The sequence below is a fragment of the Vibrio rubrogenes genome, from assembly GCF_059641415.1.
Genome location: NZ_JCARSY010000018.1, coordinates 55,579 through 74,215 on the forward strand (window position 1 = coordinate 55,579; position 18,637 = coordinate 74,215).

Sequence of the window (18,637 nt, forward strand, 5' to 3'; positions counted from 1 at the left end):
GCACCTTTCAGGATTGAATCCTGACCTGATGGTTCGAATTCGGGCAAAGTTTTTCGCCCGGATTTTCCCGTCGGCTGAACCATTCACACCTTTTTTCCTTCAATTTTACTGACAACCGACGGAATCAACGATTAGCTCTGAACTAGTGCAGTAAGCGTAGGCCACTCGGCAGCGCGTCACCGAAGATCCGTTTTGAATCACTTTCGGAGACTTGAGATATTTCATCGATGAGTGCAAGCCAGCTTTGCGGTGCTTTACTCTGTTTGAGCTTATCGGTAACCGCTGCACGGAGGTCATCAGCAATATCCACCTGACGATCTCCGGTTTTCCGGCACATCATCATCGCAGCGAAACCGATCATTGGTTCTTTTTTCCAGTCCTGTTGCAGTAATTCCGCTAACCAGTGACTGAGTTGTGCTTTCGGAATCACTTTATGCTGGCTGCCATAGAGCAGTACTCTTGCCGCCAGACGACCGACTGCCCACCAATGCGCTTGTGCATCTTGGGGCTGATGCAAAGCTCGTTTACTGAACCAGTTCGCTAACAGTACCTTATCTTCCGTTTCCAGATGTTCCAGTGAGGCCGCCAGACGAACCATCGCCTCATAACCCTTTTCCTGTACGGCTTTGAGCTGTTTACTGCTGTTATGCGCACCAGGGTGGAGGTATTTGGCGATATCGGCCAAAATGGTTTCTTGTTGTTCCTGATTGAGTCCACCGCAAACCCGACGCCAGAATGTCCACCAATCACTCCAGGTTTGATGGGTCTGAAATTGAATCCCATGTTGATAGAGCGGCCAAATTTGTTCAATACGCCAACTATCCACCGGATCACCGAATCCCGGACGCATGGTGAAACCGGCAAACCGCAGCCAGTTTTGTTCATGGGCTTCGGAGCGTCGCCGTCTTTTTTTGCCCTGAGCCAGTCGATCAAATAACTGGCGGTTGGTGGTGATATCCCAGTGATCTTTTTCGCCGAGCAGCCGTGCCAGTGATTTGTTCAGTGTTCGCGGATCGGCTTGGATTTCACTGTTTTTATTGCCACTGTATAAGCCGGTAATCAACTCACAGGCTTGAGCAAGCCCCGGCGTTTCAGTCGATGTGGCGTCTTTATGGTGTGGCTGATGGCGGACTTCAAATTCCAACTGCCAACGGTGTTGCTCATCATCAACCTGAACACATTCGAGTTTCAAAGTGCCGACTGGCGTGAGCTGCGTGGAGAGAAAGACTTCAACACGGTCTTTTTGATTGGCTGCCAGCGATTGATCAGAAATCCGTTCCAGTGACGTAATATAGGGCGGCAATGATGAAAAATACTCGGCTTCAATATCGACCAGTTGTCCGTTTTGAATGGGGGAACTGCCATCGAGGCTGTCGTGTCGTGTGGTCAGCAGATTAAAACGGACCGGCTCGCCGAGGGTGAGCGAAAAACGGCGGCTCGACAGGCGGATCTCGTGGCCTTCCTCGGTGCCTTTGGCTAACAGGCAGAGCGCCTGAGACGACTGCTGCTTACGCTGTTCCAGATGCAAAAAATAAGACCGTGCGGCACCACCACCGATTTTCAGTTGTGACCCCCGGCAGGCTTTGAGGTATCCGACAGAACCGAGTGCGACAGCCAGATCGGGATGAGGGTTGTCGAGGTGAATGATCGGTTGTCCGGTCCAGTCCGACAAAATTTGTATCAGTCGCTGCTGAATCAGATCACTGTTGAAAACCCCACCGTTGAGCAGCAGGCCAAGTGGCGCTGAAGGGTGCTCCGTTGTTTGAGTTAAATGTGGGTGTTGCGCCAAAAATGCTGCAATATGTTTGGTAATCGCAGGATCCGCAGCATAGGGTAAACCGAACTCAAGCACTGCACCTTTTCTTTGAGCGGGCAGGGTATCGACAGCGGTATGCGGGAAGAACCCGTCCAGCGCCATCTGTCGGATCTGTGTTTTATCGAGGGTAATACTTTTGGTGCCCCCCAACAGTTTTGAACCACTGCCCAATAAGGTAATTTTAGCTGATTCGGGGGACTGAGCCGCAAGTAAGCTTTCTTTGGTTTTTCGGGTCTGCTGAATGAGTTTGCTCAGGCGGGCAGCACTCAGCTTTTGCGGCTGTTCCTGATGTTGCCGAGCAAACTGTTGTTCAGCGAGATGGGCCAACGCGAGGTCGATATTATCCCCGCCGAGCATCAAGTGCTCTCCGACACCGACCCGATCCAATTTCAGCTCATCCTGTACCAATGTTGCAGCGATCAGGCTGAGATCCGTCGTGCCGCCACCGACATCACAAATCAGAATCGCGGACACATCTTTGAGTTGTGTTGTTGCTTGCGACTGATAGCGGGTATACCAGTCATAACAAACGGCCTGTGGCTCCTCAAGGAGTTTAACGTGAGACATCCCGGCCAATGCAGCGGCTTCCAGTGTGAGCTTACGGGCGCTTTCATCAAATGAAGCCGGCACGGTGACCACAATGTCTTGCTGTTCGAGCGGGTGGGCCGGATGATGATAATTCCATGCCTGACGGATATGATTGAGGTAACTGGCGCTGGCGGTCAGCGGCGAAACTTTTTCGACATCCTGCGTACCGGCCCAAGGTAAAATCGCTTCGTAGCGATCAACCGCAGGATGCGACAACCAGCTTTTGGCACTGACGACCTGCCGTCCCTCGACTTGAGCTCCGAGCTCTCTGGCCCATTCGCCAATAATGACAGGGGTGAAATCATCAGCGACTGGCTGATGCGCCCAAGGGAGGGAGAGATCCGTCGGGCAGAGTTGTCCTTGTGCCGGATGAAAACGAAATGAAGGCAATGTCGGCTTGCGGGCAACTTCACCGGGGCCGATCAGTTGATCGATTTCGAACAGTCGGATCGGACATTCGGAGAGATTCTTACCGTTCTCACAGTAGGCTACAACCGTATTGGTTGTGCCTAAATCGATGCCGACTAAATAATGTTGTGCCGCCATAGTTATCCTTCACGCACATCAAACTCGACATGCCATTTTTGGCCGTTATCTGTGGCAATGGCTTCCAGATATAGCGTTCCCACTTCTGTGACACGGGCTGCGAGAGTCACCGGCACAATCTGACCGTTTTTGCGGCCTTCGGTGACGGGCAATGTCACCTGAATCTCCGGTAGTTGCTGTAGTTCATCTGCAGACCAGGCATCCAGATGGGTACCGGCTGAGTCATCCCGCCGAACCGTTGAACCGAAAAATTGGAAGTGAACCGGTTGACCAATCACCAAACCAAACTCCCGTTGACTGATGGTGACACTGGCGCCTTCTTCCATCCCGAAAGGGGTTACACATATTGCTTCCAGTGGGGGAGCCATGCCCGGAATTGCCGGCATGGCACTTTCAATTCCGACATAATAAGCACTGGCTAATCCGCCGCGAATTCTGACGCCGCTTCCCTGACGTACCGCACCGTAATAGGCCGCTCCCTGAGACACGGCCAGATCAAGATTAATGCCGGTCAGTGTGCGGGCTGACTCAGCCCCCGCATCGGTCAGCCAACGATTGATGGTTGCCAGCAGCCGCTCTGCAAGTAACGTCGATTTGAGGACACCGCCGTTGAGTAAAATCGCGCTGGGTTGAATGAATGTAGGAGATGAGGACGTTTCCAGGCCGGGAATTCCGCCAAACGGCATCACGGGGTCAGCAGCTGTGGATACACTTGCCTGTCTGGTTAAAAATGCCGCAATATGGCGGGTGATACCTGCATCCTGCGCATAGGGCAGCCCCATTTGGGTCAGTGCTCCTCGGGCTCTTTGTTGGGGCAGCTCGCTAATTCCGACTTGAGGGAAGAAGCCATCTACCAGCGTCTGGCGGACTTCTTGTTGCGTCAGTTCGGTTTTCAACGTCGCACCGAAAAGTTTCGAACTTCTGCTTGGTACAACAATCGGTACCGCTGTCAATTCTGCATCATTGAGTAGTGCTTCTTTGGCATCACGGCAGGCGTGAGTGATTGCCTGAATCTGCCATGGTTGCAGCTCTTGACCATTCTGTGCCAATTTCATTTTCAGACGATAGGCGAGGGCGAGATCCATATTGTCACCGCCCAGCAGAATATGTTCACCGACAGCAACCCGTTCCAGAACCAGATGGCCATCACTCTCTTTGACTTCGACTAGAGATAAGTCGGTTGTTCCGCCCCCGATATCAACCACCAGTACCACATCACCGACATTGACACGCTCACGCCATGAGTCACCATTGGCATCAATCCAGCTATAAAGTGCTGCTTGAGGTTCTTCCAGCAGAGTCCGACGGTTGAGGCCGATATTTTTAGCGGCTTCTGCCGTGAAGTCGCGGGCAGCCGGGTCAAATGAGGCCGGGATTGTAATGGTGACATCTTGTTCCGCCAAAGGATATTGGGGGAACTGATGGTTCCAGGCGTTTTGTAAGTGCGCCAGATACAGTTCGCTGGCCTGTAGTGGTGATAGTTTACTGACGTCATCCGGACTACCGGCCGGCAAAAAAGCTTCGCGGCGGTTGATACCACCATGACACAGCCAGGATTTGGCACTGGCGATGAGACGAATCGGTGTTTTACTCCCCAAATTGCGGGCGATTGCCCCGACCAGCGCTTGCGGTTCATCACTCCAGGGCAAAATCCGGGCTTTAGGAGACATTTCATGCTCATGGGGCTGATAAACAAATGAGCCTAACTGAGGCAATGATTCCACCGTACCCGGTGCGGTCATTTGCGGAATAGATAATACCGTGACCTGCGGGGTTTCAGCGTGCATATCCACATAAGACAACACACTGTGAGTGGTTCCGAGATCGATACCGACACAATAACGCGCATGTTGTTCCATTACAGTTCCACCTCTGCCGGTGCAATAATCGATGTATCATAGTCTGGTGCGATTTGCGGGAGGCTGATTTCTGTGACTTGCCAGCCTTTGTGAACCAACAGTCCCTGATAAGGTGCATGACCGGTAACATGGCCCGTCAGACGAATGGCTTGTGGGTTGAAATCCGCTTCAATCGTGATGTGGCTTTCTTCTGCTTCATGACGAATGGGTTGGAGACGAAGATAGTCATCCAGTACTTTTTTACCGCCACTGTGAATGACACGTGCAGCGGCTCCCACTTCTTCGTCGGAATAGTGAATAATCTCTTCATTGAGAAAATCGATCAGTCTGGCTTCTTTCTGAAACAGAGCCAGTATTTGTAATGCAGCATCCGTTGATGCTGTTGCCAGTTTGGATTCGACGACTTTCTCAACCACTTTTTCGACTTCAACGACTTTTTCCACTTCGACAATCTTTTCAATCGGTTTTTCAACGACGGTTTCGACTGGTTTCTCAACAATTTTTTCGATGACTTTGGCCCGACGACTGATCACTAAAATGAATAAAACGATGGCACACAGGGCCAGAATGGCATGAAGCATGTCGAAACTTGTCGGCATGGTGTTTAGATCGAAGGTCATATGCAATTCTCTGCTACATTAAAATAGTGGTACGAATATTAACACAAAAGGCCATAAAGCCATGTATCAGGCACTGGATTTACTATCATCATGCGCTTGTTCGCTGAATATTTGTTCATCCTGTTCTGAGGGTTGTATCCGTGATTCGCTTTTTGAGATTATTTCATTATGATCACGGGTTTGAGCGAAATACTGGGTATATAGGTTATGAACTGCAATCGGGTAGTCTGCTTCGATCTGGAAATGTGTTGTTGGAATGAAAACGGTGTCGGAACAACCGGAGAAATTATTGAAATCGGTTTGGCTGAAATCGCACTGGATGAAGGTAAAATTGTGAAAAGAGCCCAGTATTATGTTCAGCCGGAACAGGATGAAGTGTCTTTATTCTGCGCTGAACTGACGGGCATCACCCCGCGCAAATTGGAAAAGCAAGGTCGGCCATTGGCGCAGGTGGTTCAGTCGATAATCAAAAACTTTGGTTCAACCAATAAAGTCTACATGGCATGGGGCAGGGATGATCTGATTTTGCAACGAGAGTGCGAGCAGAAAGGCATCGAGTCACCGATCCATGAGTTTATTAATCTGGCAACCTTGTACCGGATTCAACACCGCATGAAAGAACGCCGGAGCGGACACCGGACGGCCCAAGAAGCGGCAGGAATTCCATGGGAAGGACGTCAGCATTCCGGGTATGTTGACGCCTATAACCTCGCTAAACTGGCATTGACGATGTTATAGCACTGGTCGTTCGTGGCGCGCAGAGACTCACCATTTCACAGCGTTGCAACCGCGACCAAGATGACACTACCGACGATCATGCTGCCACCGAGCCATTGTCGTAAGGTCATCCGTTCATGAAAGCGACGTTTGGAAAAGTAGAGCGTGCCGAGAATCTCTACTTGTCCCAGCGTTTTGACCAGTGCCGGATTAATCAGTGCAAATCCGGTGAACCATCCGATCGAACCCAGTGAGCTGAGAATGCCAACTTTGCTGCTGAGCAGGAAAGACTGCTTCACGGGCGAGAAGAGATCACGGCTGCGATAGATTTGCAGACTACATAAGAGCACCGATTGCAGTGCAAGTACGTACCAAATGGTGATACCGGCGCTGGTAATGATCGAGCCTTGTAATGAATGACTCGCAAGTGACGCTGTCACTGATGTAATGGCAAAGCATAATCCGCTACCCAACCCGGCAAGCAGTGACATATCTTTATGCATATGACGTAAGTTACTCAGCCGTATACTCATCACTAACGTCCCGGTGACGCCCAGTGCGATACCGCTCCAAGCAATCAGGTTCAGCGAATTGTGTAATAACGGAATGCCGATCAGCGCTGCCAGAACCGCTTCTGTTTTTGCCAGAAGCGTGCCTAACGCAAAACTGCCGGATTGAAAAACCCGGAGCATCAAATAAGTGGCGAGCACCTGTGCAATGGCACAGACAGAGGCATAACCGAGAAATTGTCCGATGGAAGGGAACGTAATTTGTCCGATAAAATGCCAACAAATCAGCAGATAGACACTCACAATGGGTAAACCATACAACGAGCGTGCCATGGTTGCGTGTAAAAAGCCTTGCTCTTGAGAGAGTGTTTTTTGATAAGCAGTACGAATGGACTGGCAAGCCGCAGCAAAGAGGGTCACAAGAATCCACATCTTCAGGAATCCTTCTTTTATCAGAAAAGAAAAAGGAAAAGCAGCATAGCTTTAGTTGCTGCTTTTGTAAAAACAATCAGCATCATCGGGAGATCATCATGATGCTGCTGAGGGAGAAAAGAGAGGTATGCTAGTCAGCGGTCAGGCTGCCCCACAGATCATATTCGTCCGCATGTTCAATCGTGACATTGACCAAATCACCTGCTTTCACACCCGTTTCACCATTGAGATAAACCACGCCGTCGATTTCCGGAGCGTCAGCGTAAGTTCGGCCAATCGCACCTTCTTGATCAACTTCATCGATCAGCACTTGCATTTGACTGCCGATACGACGTTGTAGTTTTGCGGTACTGATTGCTTGTTGCAACGCCATAAAACGCTCATAGCGTTCCTGTTTGATCGATTCCGCAACCTGTTCGGCCAGTTCATTGGCTGTTGCGCCTTCAACCGGAGAATATTTAAAACATCCGACCCGATCGAGCTGCGCTTCCTGGAGCCAATCGAGTAAGATTTGAAAGTCTTCTTCCGTTTCTCCGGGGAAACCGACGATAAAGGTGGAACGAATGACTAATTGAGGGCAGATTTCACGCCACTGCTTAATGCGCTCCAATGTCCGTTCTGCTTGTCCCGGCCGTTTCATCATTTTCAAAACACGCGGGCTGGCATGTTGAAAGGGGATGTCGAGATAGGGCAAGATTTTTCCTTCCGCCATCAATGGGATGATGTCATCCACATGGGGATAAGGATAAACATAATGGAGTCGGACCCAAATTCCTAACTGACTCAGATATTCGCTGAGTGCTTTGAGGTTTTGCCGCACCGGCGTGCCGTTTGAGAAACCAAGGCTGTGTTTGGTATCCACGCCATAAGCACTGGTATCCTGACTGATCACAAGTAGTTCTTTGACGCCCGCGTTTTTCAGTCGTTCTGCTTCTCCGATGATTTCGCCAACCGGGCGGCTCACTAACTGACCGCGCATGGAAGGGATAATGCAGAACGTACAACGATGATTACAGCCTTCTGAGATTTTCAGATACGCGTAGTGTTTCGGGGTCAGTTTGACGCCATGATCCGGGACGAGACTGGTATATGGATTGTGTGCCGGACGCGGCACAAACTGATGAACATGCTCGAGTACATTTTCGTAAGCATGTGGTCCGGTAATGCCTAATACATTGGGATGGACTTCTCGGATTTCATCTTCTCGCGCCCCAAGGCATCCGGTCACAATGACTTTGCCGTTTTCATTCAGCGCTTCTCCGATCGCATCCAGAGACTCCTGAACAGCACTGTCGATAAAACCACAAGTGTTGACGATGACCAAATCGGCATTCTGATACTGGCTGACGATATCGTACCCTTCGGTGCGTAATTGCGTCAGAATTCGCTCCGAATCGACAAGGTTTTTCGGGCACCCCAGAGAGACAAATCCGATTCTGTTTCCTGACGCTGCATGATTCATTGATTCTTGCTGTGTCAGTGTTTTTTGCGCTGTATCCAGAGTCGTGGTTTGATTTGGCGTATAAGTATGGACTGTCATTGCTTTATTTTGCTACCTAATCGTATGTTATCAATGGTCACCGCTTATCAAACAGCGATTCGGCCAAGCGGCTCAAATCGTTGTCTTACAGTGGTTCCGGATGACTTGAGACTGTTTTAACATCATCCGGTTATCAAAGGGCACACATTATAGCGGACGTGTAGAAATTGAACAGAAGAAGTCGTTCAGGATTGTCCGACTTCTCTCTGGAAATAAATGGATATAAATATGTTGCGTTTATCGTGACGAGAAATCCCGGAAGATACCGCGAAGAGGGATGAGCCGTTAAGATTTATGATCGGTCACGATCAGTTTTGCCCGGATAAATTCACTGTGATCGACATATAAAAGCTCTGCGGTCTTACGAATTACCGCATCTTCAAACGGGTCGATATAATGATCGGCATTGGCGACTTCCCACATGGCACGGATCAGTTCAAAACGTCTTTCTTGAGATAAAGTTCTCAGTTGAGATGTAAAATCATAGAGCGAAGCTGAATCTTTGACTTGCAGTGCAGCCTGCTTTAACAGATTGTCTGCTTCGGGTTGAGTCAGTTGACACAGTTTGATGAGAAGTTGAGTTTGCGCATTTTTTTCTGGCTGAGATATGTCGTGATCAGCACCTGACACCTCAGTCAACAGACAAGCGATTGCCAGTTGCGGACTGTCTTCGTGATGACCGAGATCCTGACCCTCAAGTAGTTCCTTAAAAAGCGATGTAATGGTATTAAACATATTTTCCTCACAGAAGCGCTTGATTATCAGCCGTAAGAAATATCATAGGATCATCAGAAAATAAACGTGATCGACTCGATATTGATTGTTTTATACCCAAGTGCATTGGGAATAAGGTCATACAATGGAATCCGACTGGAGAATCACCCCATCTTGAAAGACTGCATCGATGCCTCTTTTGTTTTTTTTTGACCACCGGAGTGCGAGCCGGTTCATTTTTCAATGCTCACAATATGAGCCTTTATGTCAGACTGGTTCTATTGATTAAAATGAAAATAATTCTCAATCAAGTAATGATTGACTGATGATATGTTTGTGTATTACTTTAGAGTGACTAGTCACTCTAATTATTGTTTTTGGTGAACACGTTGTTGATGAACACAAAGAAACTGCAGATTATTGAAGCCGCGATTCGTTTGTTCGCTCAGGATGGGGTCGGCGTCACGACCGCTGCTATTGCAAAAGAAGCCGGTGTCTCCAATGGTACGCTGTTTAATCATTTTGAAACCAAGCAAATGCTGATCGATGATGTTTATCTCTTTATCAAACGCAATATGGTTGACGTGATATTGAGCCATGTGGATTTCTCTGCTTCGACTCTCGATGTCTTTTTTACCCAATGGATTACTTTTGCGCACTGGTCTTACGAGCATCTGATGGAATATCGGGCACTGAATGTCTTAAACTCCTCCCAGTTATTGGGTGAAACTGCGCGTCAAGATGCTGAAGAGTTATGGGAGCCGATGCTCGAAAAACTGAAAGACGCCCAGGCCAGCGGGACATTACACCCTGTTTCCCCTGAACTGACCTGTATCACAGCGCAAAGTTATCTGCATTCATTGGTAGTGTACACAAACCGGAAAAAATACACTCTCGATGAGACTGAAACGATATTTCGAGAGGCGTTTCGCGTTTATTGGCGTGGGATCGCAATTTCTGCATCCTGTTTAGATGAGATTGATTGAATCATGTATAGCATTGAGCGGAAATGGCCGGTACTTGTGACTGGCGCAACAGGGTATGTGGCCGGCTGGCTGATCAAACGTTTACTGGAATCCGGCGTAACGGTACATGCAACGGTTCGTAATTTAATGGCTCAGGACAAACTCAAATATCTGAATCGAATTGCTCGTACCGCACCGGGTACACTTCGCTATTTTCAGGCGGATTTACTCGATGACGGCTCATATGCGCAAGCAATGCAAGGATGCCGTGTGGTATTTCACACCGCGTCACCATTTCGGCTTCAGGTCAGCGATCCGCAAAGTGAGTTGATTACACCTGCCGTTCAAGGCACTCGTAATGTGCTGAATCAAGCTATGTTAACGCCGTCAGTACAACGCGTTGTACTGACCAGCAGTTGTGCTGCTATCTATGGCGATAATGCTGATTTGTCAGACTTAGAGCACGGTATGTTGACTGAAGAAGTCTGGAATCACTCCAGCTCTCTGGAGCATAATCCATACTCATATTCTAAAACTGAAGCTGAAAAAGAGGCGTGGCGTATCGCAGAGACTCAACAACAGTGGAGGTTGGTCGTCATCAATCCTTCTCTGGTGATGGGGCCTGCTATCAACCCTGATATGACCTCTGAAAGTTTTCACATCATCCGTCAGATGGGGGATGGTTCCATGAAAGCTGGCGTGCCGGACTGGGGAGTCGGGGTTGTGGATGTCCGGGATGTCGCTGAAGCTCATTTATCTGCGGCCTATACTACCCATGCCCGGGGACGATATATCATCTCTGGTTATAACACGACATTACTTGAAATGGCGCATCAACTGCTGCCCCAATATGGCAAGCATTACCCGCTGCCCAAACGGGTACTACCGAAGTTTCTCGTCTGGTTATTTGGGCCGATGCTCAACCCGACGATGACTCGGAAAAGTATTGCACAAAATGTCGGATATGCTTGGAAGGGCAACAATACCAAAAGTATCGGGGAACTGGGTCTCAAATACCGGCCGCTGGCAGTGACGATGAACGACTTCTTTGCGCAGTTGATTGAGACCGGGCAGTTGGAGCGCTGACAAGGCGCTTTGCTGATGTGGTGAGGTTAAATGTCTTAATCATGTTCTTGTAAACTGTTTTCTTGTAGGCTGAGTTGCTCAAGCATTTCGACAACATCGGATGATGAGTGTTCATGCGCATAAAGAATCAAAGCCAGAATCGCATCCCGTTTATGTTCCAACGGGGCTTTTTCCAAAAAGATCTGCATGATATGACTTTTAAGCAGTGTCAGTTCATGCTCGACGAATCCTCTGCCTTCTTCTTCGCCTTCATTCTCTTCCGGTGCATTATCAAACTGACAAAATAGCAAATCATCGAGATATGTGACCTGTAATAAGCTTTCCGGAAGCCACATTTCTCCGGTAACGATTTCCGGATCATTGGGCAGGGCATTAAGTATATGAATGAATTCAGAAGCTTTCACGTTATCTATGGTCTCATCCTGCATGTCTGACATCAAACGAAATATACATCAAAAACGGTGAACCTGCACCAGATTGGATTGAGAACTGTCTGGTCAGATGAATGATGAAAACCAAGGAGTTTTTGGTGTCATGGCCTGACAGTGATACAATCCGGCCAGTTTTAATCAAGTATACAATAGGATTCGCTTTGACGTCGTCACAGCCACATACCCAGCTCCCTCAGGCACAGCCCAATACCCCGGAAACGCTGCGTCATGCATTGAACGAATGTATGCTCAGAGATCGGTTCCGCCTGAATAAACGGATTCAGGGTGCCAATAGAATTAACAATCCCAGCGCCAAGCAGGCAGTTTTTGATGAAATTGCTCAGGACATTGCCAAATCGATGATGGCAGCTGAGCTCAGACAGCAAACTTCTGCGGTATTAGACTACCCGGAAATACTGCCGGTGAGTCAGAAACGGGATGATATTGCCCAAGCGATTGAAAAAAATCAGGTTGTGATTGTGGCGGGAGAAACCGGTTCAGGGAAAACCACGCAATTGCCGAAGATCTGTGCTGAACTGGGGCGCGGTACTTATGGGGTCATTGGTCATACCCAACCGCGTCGCTTAGCAGCACGCTCTGTTGCTGCTCGAATTGCTGAAGAAACCAAAACCTCACTCGGCGATTTTGTTGGTTATAAAGTACGTTTTAATGATCAGATCTCCGAGCAGACACAAATTAAACTGATGACGGACGGGATATTGCTGGCTGAAATTCAGCATGATCGATTCCTCAATCAGTACGATACGATCATTATCGATGAAGCCCATGAGCGTAGTCTGAATATTGATTTTATTCTCGGCTATTTGAAACAGCTGTTGCCGAAACGCCCGGATCTGAAAGTGATTATCACGTCTGCAACGATCGACCCCGAACGTTTCTCCCAGCATTTTGACGGGGCACCGATTATTGAGGTGTCCGGCAGAACCTATCCGGTCGATACCCGCTATCGCCCCTTAGCCGGGGAAGATGACAGTGATCGTGACCAGCTTGAGGGGATTTTTGAAGCGGTCGATGAGCTGAGTGATGAGGGACCGGGAGACATTCTGATTTTTATGAATGGGGAACGCGAGATCAGGGATACAGCCGATGCCTTGAGCAAGCGCAATCTTAAGCATACCGAAATTGTGCCTTTGTATGCACGTCTCTCTGCCGGTGAGCAGAATCGGATTTTTCAGCCTCACAGTGGCCGGAGAATCGTCTTGGCAACCAACGTTGCCGAAACATCTTTGACCGTCCCCGGAATTAAGTACGTGATTGACCCGGGTACCGCCCGCATCAGTCGTTATAGTTATCGCACCAAAGTGCAGCGGTTACCGATTGAGCCGATTTCTCAGGCCAGTGCCAATCAGCGGAAAGGACGTTGTGGCCGGGTTGAAGCCGGGATCTGTATCCGGCTTTATTCCGAAGACGATTTTCAATCGCGCCCGGAGTTTACCGACCCGGAAATTCTCAGAACCAATCTGGCATCGGTGATTTTGCAGATGACAGCTTTGGGGCTTGGTGATATCGAGGCATTTCCCTTTGTTGAAGCCCCGGATAAGCGCAATATTCAAGATGGTGTCCGTCTTCTTGAAGAGTTAGGCGCGATTCAGGCCCAATCACAGGAACGCAAAAAACGGTTGACCGAAATTGGGCAAAAACTCTCGCGTCTGCCGATTGATCCACGTTTGGCCCGAATGGTGCTTGAAGCGCCGCAATGGGGTTGTCTGAAAGAGGTCATGATTATCGCGGCAGCCTTGTCGATTCAGGATCCCCGTGAGCGCCCGGCGGACAAACAGCAGTCCGCCGATGAGAAACACCGCCGTTTTTACCATGAAGACTCTGATTTCCTGACGTTGGTGAATCTATGGGATTACATCAAGCAGCAGCAAAAGGCGTTGACCGGTAACCAGTTCAGACGTCAGTGTAAAAGCGACTATCTGAACTATCTGCGTATCCGCGAATGGCAGGATGTCTATTTTCAGTTGCATCAGAGTATGCATGATCTGGGGTTGAAGCTGAATGAAGAGCCCGGCAGTTATCAGGGAGTTCACACCTCGATTCTGGTGGGCTTGCTGTCTCATATCGGGATCAAAGATCAGGAAGAGAAAGAATACCACGGCGCGAGAAATGCACGTTTTCATATTTTCCCGGCTTCCGGCCTGTTTAAGAAACAACCTAAGTGGGTGATGTCGGCTGAGCTTGTGGAAACCTCGAAACTCTGGGCGCGGGTGGTGGCAAAAATCCAGCCGGAGTGGATTGAACCGCTGGCACAACACTTGATCAAACGCAGCTACAGTGAACCGCATTGGTCGAAAAAGCGTGCAGCGGTGATGGCTTATGAGAAAGTTACATTATTTGGTGTGCCGATTGTCGCCAAACGACTGGTGAACTATGGCGCAATCGATGCGGTTCTGAGCCGGGAAATCTTTATCCGCAGCGCATTGGTTGAAGGCGAGTGGGAAACTAAGCACGCGTTCTTCAAACAAAACCGCAAGCTGTTACAAGAAGTTGAAGAGCTTGAACATAAATCGAGACGCCGGGACATTCTCATTGATGATGAGTCCTTGTTTCAATTTTATGATCAGCGCGTCGGTACTGAGGTGGTTTCCGGTCGTCACTTTGATACCTGGTGGAAAAAGGCCAGCCGGGAGAATCCGGAATATCTCCATTTTGAAAAAGAGATGTTGCTCAAAGGGGATGCCAGCCATGTGACTGAACTCGATTATCCGAATTTCTGGCATCAGAATGGCATCAAGCTGAAGCTCAGCTATCAATTTGAACCGGGTGATGATAGTGACGGTGTCACGGTTCATATTCCACTGCCCGTACTAAACCAAATTGAGCCGATGGGCTTCGACTGGCAGATTCCCGGGCTGCGTCATGAATTAGTAGTCAATTTGATCAAATCGTTGCCGAAAACATTGCGTAAGAATTTTGTGCCGGCACCGAACTACGCCGATGCCTTTTTGGCCCGGACGACAGCGCAGGAACTGCCACTGTTGGATGCACTGGAAAAAGAGCTGAAGCGGATGACCGGGGTAACCATACTGCGGGAAGACTGGCAGGTTGAACAGATCCCGGATCACCTGCGAATCACATTCCGGGCGGTCGATCACCGTCATAAAAAGCTGCGGGAAAATAAAGACTTATTCGCATTAAAAGAGAGCCTGAAAGACAAAGTCAAAGAAACCCTGTCTCAGGTCGCCGATGACGATATCGAACAGAAAGGCCTGCATACCTGGAGTTTCGGTGAGCTACCTCAGGTCTATCAGCAGAAAAAGGGTGGCTTTGATGTCCGGGCCTATCCGGCACTGGTTGATGAAAAAGATAGCGTTGCCATTCAGCTATTTGAGACCGAGCAGGAGCAACAACGCGCAATGCGAGCAGGGGAACGACGCTTAATTTTGCTCAATGTTCCTTCACCGGTGAAATATTTGCACACCAATTTACCGAACAAATCGAAACTCGGACTCTATTTCAACCCGTATGGCAAAGTGTTGGATCTGATTGATGATTGTATTGCCTGTGGGATCGACAAACTTATCGATGAGCAAGGTGGACTCGTCTGGCAGGCCGAGACGTTTGAAGCGTTGAAAGAGTATGTTCGTGCTGAGTTGGGTGATACAGTGGTTGATATTGCGAAGCAAGTTGAAGAAATTTTGACAACTGCGTATCAAATCAACAAAAAGCTGAAAGGGAAAGTTGATTTTACGATGGCATTTGCACTTTCTGATATCAAAGCACAGATTGAAGGCTTGATCTTCAAAGGTTTTGCCACTGAATGTGGTTGGAAAAAGCTATCGGATATCTTAAGGTATATGAAGGCTATCGAACGTCGATTAGAGAAATTACCAATCGATCCAAATAAAGATCGACTCCATATGCTGAAAATAGAATCGGTGACGCAAGATTATCGGGAGTTATTGAACAAAATTCCGAAAGGCACCCCGATTCCCGAGAATGTCAAAGCCATCCGCTGGATGATTGAAGAGTTAAGAGTGAGCTTCTTTGCTCAACAACTGGGAACACCTTACCCTGTATCGGATAAGCGGATCAAGAATGCAATCAACGAGTGTTAGTTTAGGTTCGATTTTTGCATGTGATAAACCATTACAGAGAATTCTGTTAGTTTTTTGACGAGCGTAGGCAATTTCATGCCGCTTTAGTATGATCACTGTATAGTTAGTATGATCACCGATGAAAAAGTAGAGAAGGTTCATCATGAAAAAAACATTAATTGGATTGGCACTTTTGGGTGCATCAACATCTGCTTTTGCAGATTCATGGATTTATGGCGGCGCTTCCGTTGGACAATCTGACTTTAAAGGTGAGCATGGTACAGCCTACAACATTCATGTCGGGACGGGTATTCTGCCATTGATTGGCTTGGAGGCGGGTTTTACAAAATTTGAAGAAATTGATGTCTCCCCAATCAATAAAACTGAAGCGACGACTGGCTATTTCGCGATTAAGCCAAGCATTGATTTTGGCCCGTTACATATTTATGCCAAAGGTGGTCTGCATGCTTGGGATGAAAAGGTCAATGGTGCCAAAGTAGATGATGGTGTTGACTTGATGTACGGTGTCGGTGTGGAATACTTCCTGATGGGGCCAATTTCCTTTGGTGCCAGCTACCAGACTTATGTCATGGGAGATGATGACATGAAGACTTTCAATCTGAATGCAACATTCCATTTTCTTTAAGTCTTATCCATCATTGACCGAACGATTGAAGCCAGCATCTTGCTGGCTTTTTGCATTTAAAATCCCGACAGACAGAGGAGAGATATCAGATGGCATTGCCATATAAAGCAGTTATTTTTGACATGGATGGTGTATTAATTGATTCAGAACCATTCTGGCGGCAGGCGCAGATCGAAGCGTTGGCAAAGTACGGGGCAGAGATCACGGTTGAAGCATGTATTCAGTACACCATGGGAAAGCGGTTGGATGCCATTGCTGCAATTTGGTGTCACCGCTGCCAGCTTGAGGTTGACCCGACTATTCTGGCTGAAGAAATTTTACAAAAACTGATCGTCCAAGTCAGGGAGCATGGCCGTTCACTGCCGGGAGTGCATCAACTGTTAAATGCGCTCAAACAGGCGGGCTATCGCATTGGTCTGGCAACCTCATCCGGGCCGGAAATTATCCAAGCCGTGCTTCAGCGTCTGGAAATCAAAGACTATTTCAGCCAAATTTGTAGTGCCGAAAATGAAGACTATGGCAAACCGCATCCTGCTGTTTATTTAAGTGCGGCGCGCCAACTTGATGTTGCGCCTGAGACGTGTCTCGTCATTGAAGATAGTGTCACCGGGATGATTGCCGCCAAAGCCGCTTCAATGACAACATTTGTGGTCAACGAACACAATTCGGATCCTCGTTTTGCACTGGCCGATCAATGTTTTGCTTCATTGGAAGAGATCGTGCCACTGGTCAGTTCAATCGACTGAATCGGTCCAGATATAAAGAGTCAGCCCCATATCTGTGATTGAGAACCGAATCGGTTACTACAGATATAGGGCGGACAGGCAGTGTCGCACCATAACCGGCAAAATCGTTCGCTGTATCTTCTTCATCAGCTGTTGCGTTCATTTCCCAGCCTGCTTTCTTTTACTTGTTGAATGAAACTTTCGGTTAGATCACTTTTGGGGATCCTTCCCTGTTTGTGTGTCGATAGGTTTGATCTACTTCATAATATGGACTTTATGGTTAGTCAATTGTGGTGATTATCTAAAGAGTCGATCAGTTTTATTGGTGATTTATTGAGTTTTTAGTCACTCAGTTGAATATATTTACGCATATCATGACGTTTGTTTGTTATGGGGCCGTTCTCTTTTTTGTGATGGAATCTGTGTTTTAGTGATATGAGTATCGCGTAAGAAGATATATTTTGGAGGAATGGCTACGTTGGGCATGTGTACTGAACCTGATGTAACAATATGGTTTATATTGAGATCTTGCTTCAAAAATTATCATCGACACTAAAAATATACTCATCATATTCATTTTGTTTCAATACGATAGGAGGTAAGTCGTTTCGAGCGACATTCTCAAATAAAACATCAAAGGTTTTCTGCATGGCAACGTTAGGTTTCAGGCTCACGATCAATGGGGTCAATGATGCGTCATTGGTGGTGCGTGACTATCAGGGATTTGAATCCGTTTCTGCATCGGTCGATGCCGGCGGGCAACCGGTTTATGGCTATCGTTATCATCTCGAGCTCGCCTGTCGCAACAGTGATTTGACCTTTGAGCAGATGGTCGATACCACGGCACTGCTCGAAGTGCTGCGTAGCGGTCAAGTGGTGCAAAAGGTGCATGGCATTATCCGCAATTTCAGCCGCGGCGATACCGGCCATCACCACACCTTTTATTCTCTGACGCTGGTGCCGTCGCTTGAACGACTCTCGCTGCGCCACAACAGCCGTATCTTCCAGCAAAAAAGCGTGCCACAAATCCTCTCCGTCCTGCTGCAGGAAATGAACATCACCGATTATGCGTTTTCCACCAAACGGGAAAGCCCGCCGCGTGAATTCTGCGTGCAATACCGCGAAACCGATTTAGATTTCTTCCACCGCCTGGCAGCTGAAGAAGGGCTGATGTACACCTTCACCCATGACACCGACAAACATACGCTGGTGGTGACCGATAATTCGGAAGGCTTTACCCGGCTCGGCGGGACGGTGCCGTATAACGTGCTGTCCGGCGGGGTTTCTGACACGCCGTATGTCTCTGCAATGACTGCGCGTAAGCAGTCTGAAGTCAGCGCCGTGTGGTTGCAGGACTACAGTTTTAAAAAGCCGACCTACAG

The 18,637-nt window shown here is 48.3% G+C and carries 15 protein-coding genes; 7 read left to right on the forward strand and 8 right to left on the reverse strand.

What is annotated here, in order from left to right:
* Positions 1–142: 142 nt before the first annotated feature.
* Genes AC55NX_RS13570 through AC55NX_RS13580 form a run of 3 tightly spaced genes read right to left on the reverse strand, consistent with a single transcriptional unit; the run spans position 143 to position 5,429 of the window.
* On the reverse strand, positions 143–2,950 hold the full coding sequence (locus tag AC55NX_RS13570; RefSeq protein ID WP_496996231.1) for an Hsp70 family protein: 2,808 nt from the start codon (positions 2,948–2,950) through the stop codon (positions 143–145).
* A 2-nt stretch (positions 2,951–2,952) separates the two neighbouring features.
* Positions 2,953–4,809 carry an Hsp70 family protein gene (locus AC55NX_RS13575; RefSeq protein WP_496996232.1) on the reverse strand — a complete coding sequence of 619 codons (1,857 nt, stop codon included), beginning with the start codon at positions 4,807–4,809 and terminating at the stop codon, positions 2,953–2,955.
* Complete coding sequence (locus tag AC55NX_RS13580) at positions 4,809–5,429, reverse strand: DUF2760 domain-containing protein (RefSeq protein ID WP_496996233.1); 621 nt, start codon at positions 5,427–5,429, stop codon at positions 4,809–4,811. The genes AC55NX_RS13575 and AC55NX_RS13580 overlap by 1 nt, the downstream gene beginning before the upstream one ends.
* Before the next feature lie 207 nt (positions 5,430–5,636).
* On the opposite strand from AC55NX_RS13580, the gene AC55NX_RS13585 reads away from it, so the two are divergent.
* Positions 5,637–6,167 (forward strand): 3'-5' exonuclease, encoded by a 531-nt coding sequence (locus tag AC55NX_RS13585; RefSeq protein ID WP_059120838.1) that lies wholly within the window; start codon positions 5,637–5,639, stop codon positions 6,165–6,167.
* 35 nt (positions 6,168–6,202) lie between these two features.
* Here the strand turns inward: AC55NX_RS13585 and AC55NX_RS13590 are convergent, their stop codons facing one another.
* The 3 genes from AC55NX_RS13590 to AC55NX_RS13600 all read right to left on the reverse strand — a co-directional run bounded on the left by AC55NX_RS13590 (position 6,203) and on the right by AC55NX_RS13600 (position 9,362).
* Positions 6,203–7,087 carry an EamA family transporter gene (locus tag AC55NX_RS13590; protein ID WP_496996234.1) on the reverse strand — a complete coding sequence of 295 codons (885 nt, stop codon included), beginning with the start codon at positions 7,085–7,087 and terminating at the stop codon, positions 6,203–6,205.
* Positions 7,088–7,217: 130 nt separating this feature from the next.
* Positions 7,218–8,627: a 30S ribosomal protein S12 methylthiotransferase RimO gene (gene rimO, locus AC55NX_RS13595; RefSeq protein WP_496996235.1), complete on the reverse strand. Its 1,410-nt coding sequence runs from the start codon at positions 8,625–8,627 to the stop codon at positions 7,218–7,220.
* Between the two features lie 285 nt (positions 8,628–8,912).
* Positions 8,913–9,362, reverse strand: coding sequence for a tellurite resistance TerB family protein (locus AC55NX_RS13600; RefSeq protein WP_059120835.1), 450 nt, complete (start codon positions 9,360–9,362; stop codon positions 8,913–8,915).
* A 374-nt stretch (positions 9,363–9,736) separates the two neighbouring features.
* Here AC55NX_RS13600 and AC55NX_RS13605 point away from each other — a divergent pair, with 374 nt between their 5' ends.
* Both AC55NX_RS13605 and AC55NX_RS13610 read left to right on the forward strand, forming a co-directional pair.
* Positions 9,737–10,327, forward strand: coding sequence for a TetR/AcrR family transcriptional regulator (locus AC55NX_RS13605; RefSeq protein ID WP_496996236.1), 591 nt, complete (start codon positions 9,737–9,739; stop codon positions 10,325–10,327).
* A gap of 3 nt (positions 10,328–10,330) precedes the next feature.
* Positions 10,331–11,392, forward strand: a complete 1,062-nt coding sequence (locus AC55NX_RS13610; RefSeq protein ID WP_496996237.1) for an NAD-dependent epimerase/dehydratase family protein — start codon at positions 10,331–10,333, stop codon at positions 11,390–11,392.
* A 35-nt stretch (positions 11,393–11,427) separates the two neighbouring features.
* Here AC55NX_RS13610 and AC55NX_RS13615 read toward each other — a convergent pair whose 3' ends face one another.
* Positions 11,428–11,796 (reverse strand): VC1380 family protein, encoded by a 369-nt coding sequence (locus AC55NX_RS13615; protein ID WP_496996245.1) that lies wholly within the window; start codon positions 11,794–11,796, stop codon positions 11,428–11,430.
* 188 nt (positions 11,797–11,984) lie between these two features.
* Here AC55NX_RS13615 and hrpA point away from each other — a divergent pair, with 188 nt between their 5' ends.
* The 3 genes from hrpA to hxpB all read left to right on the forward strand — a co-directional run bounded on the left by hrpA (position 11,985) and on the right by hxpB (position 17,276).
* The gene (gene hrpA / locus AC55NX_RS13620) at positions 11,985–15,905 is read left to right on the forward strand and encodes an ATP-dependent RNA helicase HrpA (RefSeq protein WP_496996238.1); all 3,921 of its coding nucleotides are present in this window, start codon (positions 11,985–11,987) and stop codon (positions 15,903–15,905) included.
* A 142-nt stretch (positions 15,906–16,047) separates the two neighbouring features.
* Positions 16,048–16,530 (forward strand): outer membrane beta-barrel protein, encoded by a 483-nt coding sequence (locus tag AC55NX_RS13625; protein WP_496996239.1) that lies wholly within the window; start codon positions 16,048–16,050, stop codon positions 16,528–16,530.
* 89 nt (positions 16,531–16,619) lie between these two features.
* On the forward strand, positions 16,620–17,276 hold the full coding sequence (hxpB, locus tag AC55NX_RS13630) for a hexitol phosphatase HxpB (protein ID WP_496996240.1): 657 nt from the start codon (positions 16,620–16,622) through the stop codon (positions 17,274–17,276).
* On the opposite strand, the gene AC55NX_RS13635 is transcribed toward hxpB, so the two are convergent.
* On the reverse strand, positions 17,260–17,418 hold the full coding sequence (locus AC55NX_RS13635; protein ID WP_496996241.1) for a hypothetical protein: 159 nt from the start codon (positions 17,416–17,418) through the stop codon (positions 17,260–17,262). The genes hxpB and AC55NX_RS13635 overlap by 17 nt on opposite strands.
* 485 nt (positions 17,419–17,903) lie before the next feature.
* Between AC55NX_RS13635 and tssI the strand changes: the two genes are divergently transcribed.
* A partial coding sequence (gene tssI / locus AC55NX_RS13640; protein WP_496996242.1) for a type VI secretion system tip protein TssI/VgrG occupies positions 17,904–18,637 on the forward strand: 734 nt, incomplete at its 3' end.